This window comes from Aeromonas enterica (assembly GCF_054052465.1).
This window is the reverse complement of the sequence record NZ_JBSTYL010000053.1, coordinates 1-4,160: the sequence shown is the minus strand read 5'-3', so window position 1 is coordinate 4,160 and position 4,160 is coordinate 1. Positions and strand designations below refer to the sequence as shown.

Annotated in this window: 2 protein-coding genes; both read left to right on the top strand. The window is 58.8% G+C overall.

All coding sequences use genetic code 11. The features are described 5' to 3' along the window. Positions 1 to 400 precede the first annotated feature (400 nt). Entirely contained in the window at positions 401 to 3,268 is a 2,868-nt protein-coding gene (gene rapA, locus ACW5XD_RS23815) for an RNA polymerase-associated protein RapA (protein WP_456497012.1), read from the top strand. 115 nt (positions 3,269 to 3,383) lie between these two features. Beyond that, positions 3,384 to 4,040: a bifunctional tRNA pseudouridine(32) synthase/23S rRNA pseudouridine(746) synthase RluA gene (gene rluA / locus ACW5XD_RS23810; RefSeq protein WP_456497011.1), complete on the top strand. Its 657-nt coding sequence runs from the start codon at positions 3,384 to 3,386 to the stop codon at positions 4,038 to 4,040. The last annotated feature ends 120 nt before the right edge of the window (positions 4,041 to 4,160 follow it).

Sequence of the window (4,160 nt, the reverse complement as noted above, 5' to 3'; positions counted from 1 at the left end):
CAGTGTGTTGCTGCGGGAGTGGAATTCTACTCAACCGCCTTCTCGAGTCAAGCCTTATTTTCAAAGGCTTTTCGAGGCACCGACTGGCTTGTTTGCGTTGCCGCTTGCCCTGTCGATGTGGCGCATTATAGGGATCTGGATCACGCTTGCAAGGAATGTTTCGAATTAAATTCGAATTATTAGTTCAACCGCTCACCAATCCACCAAAAAGGCTGTTTATCCCGCAATAAGACGCTCATTTGACGACATAGACCCCTCTTCAGTGATGTCTTGCCGGTAGCAGATCAAGGTTGTGGCGATTTGGTCTCTCTACATCTATATGCATGGTGATCGAGGTCACGCCTTCGGGTAACATAGCGCCCCTTTGCGATTCACACACTCTTGGGCTTTGGAGAGTTTAATGCCTTTTGCACTTGGCCAGCGTTGGATTAGTGATACAGAGACGGATCTGGGGTTGGGGACTGTCGTTGCTGTTGAAGGACGCATGGTGACCCTGTTGTTTCCGGCTACCGGTGAAAACCGCATGTATGCCAAAGAAGAGGCGCCGGTCACCCGGGTCAGCTTCAATGTGGGCGATCAGATAGCCAGTCATGAAGACTGGACCATGACGGTCGAAGAAGTGCAGGAGAAAAACGGTCTGCTTATATATGTAGGTGTACGCACCGACAACGATGAGCCCGTAGCTCTCAAGGAAGTGTTTCTCAACAACTTCATCAAGTTCAACAAGCCACAGGATCGCCTGTTCGCCGGTCAGATTGACCGTATGTCCCGCTTTACCCTGCGCTACGAAGCCCTGATCAACCAGCACCAGCGGCGTCGCAATCCGACCCGCGGCCTGGCCGGCGGTCGGGTCAGCCTGATCCCGCACCAGCTTTATATCGCCCATGAAGTGGGCCACCGCTACGCCCCACGCGTGCTGCTGGCTGATGAAGTGGGCCTGGGCAAAACCATCGAAGCGGGCATGATCATTCATCAGCAGCTGCTCTCCGGCCGCGCTCATCGGGTGCTGATCCTGCTGCCCGAAACCCTGCAACACCAGTGGCTGGTCGAGATGCTGCGTCGCTTCAACCTGCACTTCTCCCTGTTTGACGAGGAACGTTGCATTGAGGCGTTCGCCGATGCGGAGAACCCCTTCGAGACCGAACAGCTGGTGATCTGCAGCCTCGACTTTCTGCGCAAGAAGCGTCGTCGCTTCGAACAGGTGCTGGAAGCCGAGTGGGATCTGCTGGTTGTCGACGAAGCGCACCACCTGGAGTGGAGTGAGGAGGCGCCGAGCCGTGCCTACGAAATGGTCGAAGCGCTGGCCGAACAGGTGCCGGGCGTACTGCTGCTGACCGCCACCCCGGATCAGCTGGGCCACCAGAGCCACTTTGCCCGTCTGCGCCTGCTCGATCCCGAGCGTTTCTACGACTACGACGCCTTCCTCGCCGAGGAGCAGGCATATGGTCAGGTCGCCAGCGCGGCGCAAGAGCTGCTGGATGGCGAGACCCTGAGCGATGAAGCCAGGCAGATCCTCGCCAGCCAGCTGGAAGGACTGGATCTGAGTGATGCCGCCGCCCGTCAGCAGGCGGTTGCCAAGCTACTGGATCAACATGGCACCGGCCGGGTGCTGTTTCGCAACAGCCGCGCCAATATTCAGGGCTTCCCGGAGCGTCACCTCAACGTCTACCCCATGCCGCTGCCGGAGCAGTACAAGACCGCCATCAAGGTGATGGGCATGATGGGTGGCAACGGCGGCGAGCTGCAGACTCGCGCCCTGCGCTACCTCTATCCGGAGAAGATCTTCCAGCAATTTGAAGGTGAGAACGCAACCTGGACCCAGTTTGATCCCCGCGTTGACTGGCTGCTGGAGCTGCTGCTCTCTGCCCGCCAGCAGAAAGTACTGGTGATCTGCTCGGAAGCGGCTACCGCCATCGCACTGGAAGAGGCGCTGCGCACCCGTGAAGGGATCCGCGGCACAGTATTCCACGAAGGAATGTCTATTCTGGAGCGGGACAAGGCCTCCGCCTATTTCGCCCAGCAAGAGGGTGGCGCTCAGGTGCTGCTCTGCTCCGAGATTGGTTCAGAGGGTCGCAACTTCCAGTTTGCCAGCCATCTGGTGCTGTTCGATCTGCCCCTCAACCCGGATCTTCTGGAACAGCGTATCGGCCGCCTGGATCGCATCGGTCAGCAAAATACCGTCGAGATCCACGTTCCCTATCTGGAAGGGACTGCCCAGCGTGCTTTGCAGCTCTGGTATCACAACGGGCTGGATGCGTTCGAGCAGACCTGTCCGACCGCCCGCCCGGTATTTGAAGCCGTGCGTGACGAACTGTTTGAGCTGCTTGCCGCCAACACGGGTGATCAAGCTGCTCTGGATACCCTGCTAGCCAGGACACGGGAGATCCACGAGCCGCTCAAATCTCGCATGGAACAGGGACGCGATCGCCTGCTGGAGATCCACTCCAGCGGTGGCGTGGCTGCAGAGCAGCTGGTCGACAAGCTGACTGCCGAAGATGACGACACCGGCATGATCTCCTTCGCGCTCAAGATGTTCGACGAGATCGGCGTCAATCAGGATGACCGTGGCGAGAACGCGCTGGTGCTGACCCCCGGGGATCACATGCTGGTCTCCAGCTTCCCGGGCTTGCCGCAAGACGGCATGACCATCACCTTCGATCGCAACACCGCCCTGTCGCGGGATGACATGGCGCTGCTCTCCTGGGATCACCCCATGATGCGCGGCGGCATCGACCTGATCCTCGGCTCCGAGATCGGCGCCACCTCGGTCGCACTGCTCAAGAACAAGGCGCTGCCCATCGGCTCCATCCTGCTTGAGCTGATCTTCGTGGCCGAGTCTGCGGCTCATCCCCAGCTCTACCGCTTCATGCCGCCGACACCGATCCGCCTGCTGATGGACAAGAACGGCCAGAACCTGGGTGAAAAAGTCGCGTTCGATGCCTTCAACCGCCAGCTGACCCCGGTCAACCGCCACCTCGGCAGCAAGCTGGTCACTGCGTCCCAACCGGTGATCCACGGCCTGATTGGCAAGAGCCAACCGATTGCCGAAGAGCTGAAAGCCGATATTGTCGACAAGGCCCGTGCCCAGATGGCGCAGACCCTGAAGCAGGATCTGGATCGTCTGGAAGCACTCAAGGCGGTCAATCCGAACGTGCGCGACAGCGAACTGGATTATCTGCGCAATCTGCAGGCAGAATTGCACCACCTGATCGATCAGACCCAACTCAAGCTGGATGCAATCCGCTTTATCGTGGTCACCCATAACTGACAAGGCAGTGAAGCGGCATGACCGGATCCGGCACACGCGGGATCTCATGCCCTTTATGATTGTGGTTACCCATAACCGATGGGGGCTTGCCCCCACCTTCTGATGCGAGACCCTTATGTTTGAATACTCACCGCCTCTGGAACCCTGGCTCGATATCCTGTTCAAGGACAAGGACATCATGGTGGTCAACAAGCCCACTGGCCTGCTGAGCGTCCCTGGGCGCGGCCCCGAGAATGAAGACAGCGTCCTGCATCGGGTAAAGCAGCAGCATCCCAAGGCGGCGGCAGCCCATCGCCTCGATATGTCCACCACTGGCGTTATCGTCATTCCCCTCAACCCCAATTCCCATCGGGAGCTGAGTCGGCAATTTCGCGAGCGGGAGACCGAGAAGCACTACCTCGCCTGGGTGTGGGGAGCGCCAGAAGCAGACTCGGGTCAGATAGACCTGCCGCTCTGCGTCGACTGGCCCAACCGCCCGAAACAGAAGGTGGACTTTGAGGAAGGGCGCCACGCACTGACTCTGTGGGAAAAGCTGAAGGTGGAGAACGACAACAGCCTGATCAAGCTGACCCCCATTACGGGCCGATCACACCAGCTGCGCGTTCACATGCTGGAACTGGGGCACCCCATACTGGGTGACAACCTCTATGCTCATCCGGACGCACTGGCGGCGGCCCCCCATCTCTACCTGCACGCGGCTATGCTGACCATCAGCCACCCGCGCAGTGGGGAGCGGATGACCTTTGAAGCTCCGGCCCCCTTCCCGATCTAAATCGCAGAAGAGAACGCTAGATCACAGATATAAAAAAGGCTCTGTCCCAATTACGTGTTGAAAGGCTAATCTTGAAGTAGGCCATCTCCTTGAGGTCTACCATCATGGATACCCCTGCCT